2 protein-coding genes are annotated in these 1,004 nt (G+C 66.9%); both read right to left on the bottom strand.

Features of this window, described 5'->3' with window-relative positions; genetic code table 11:
* A partial coding sequence (locus F4V54_RS10895; protein WP_150387146.1) for an ABC transporter permease occupies positions 1-502 on the bottom strand: 502 nt, incomplete at its 3' end.
* Positions 499-1,004, bottom strand: a 506-nt coding sequence (locus F4V54_RS10890; RefSeq protein WP_150387145.1) for an ABC transporter permease, incomplete at its 5' end; no start/stop codon positions are given. The genes F4V54_RS10895 and F4V54_RS10890, both read right to left, overlap by 4 nt.

Raw genomic sequence — 1,004 nt, 5'->3', positions numbered from 1 at the left:
CCACGGAACCCTGGGGGCTGGTGATGGAGAACGCGATGTACGTGCCGGTGCATGCGGCCGCCGCGGCAACCATCGCGCCGGTCACCGCGATCCTCCACCACCAGGACACTTCCGGTGGGCCGTCGGAAAGCAAGGCGGCCACCGCCGCGACGACGGCCGTCATCGCCATGATCCGGATGAACTCGGCAATGATCCGTGCGGCCGGCACGGCCGCGTACGGCGCCGGCATGGTGATCAACCGCTCGTGGAAGCCATTGCTGCGTTCAACGAACACGGTGGATGATCCCGTGATGGCCAGGATGAACGCCCACGCCGTCACGACCAGGATGACCGCGTTCCGGAGTTCGAACTCTCCGGTGAGCTGCCTGACCAGGCCACCGAACATGCGGTTGACGATGAACAGGTACACGAGCGGAGCAATCAACGTCATGAACCAGAAGTCGGGGCGCCGCAGCCAAATGTGGGCGATGCGCCGCAGATGCACGAAGATGGCGCCAATCATGATTCGCTCCTCGAGGTGAACCGGCGGATGAACAGGACGATTCCGGCGACCGCCGCGACACCGAGCCACAGGGCGGCCTCTTCCCCGGCGCGATCCGGGAAGGCGTCCGGGGACGCCGCCCTAATCACCTCGATCACCGGCGAAAAAGGCATGTGGCGCACGACGTCGCGAAGGGAGCCGTCCAAAGCGGTCGCCGGAATGAACGCGGTGGAGAACATGAGCAGCAGCATTTCCAGCGCCTGGATCGATGAGGCCGTCGACACCGGGGCGGGCACCATCAGGATCACCCCGTCCGTGACCAGGGACAGGACCGCCGCGGCGAGCAGCGACCACAGGACAGTCCACGCGACGTCACCGACAGCCATGTCGAGGCCGCAGGCCCACGCGACGACCAGCAGCGCCGCGATCGACGCGGACATCCGCAGCACATCGGTGACGAGCCTGCCGGCGACATAGCCGCCTGTGGCCCCGGGCAACACGCGCACGCGGTCAACGAGCCCGG

It is taken from the genome of Corynebacterium tuscaniense (assembly GCF_008693065.1).
In the GTDB taxonomy this organism is placed as follows: domain Bacteria; phylum Actinomycetota; class Actinomycetes; order Mycobacteriales; family Mycobacteriaceae; genus Corynebacterium; species Corynebacterium tuscaniense.
Note: the sequence above shows the minus strand (reverse complement) of the source record. Positions and strands in the feature narration are given on the sequence as shown.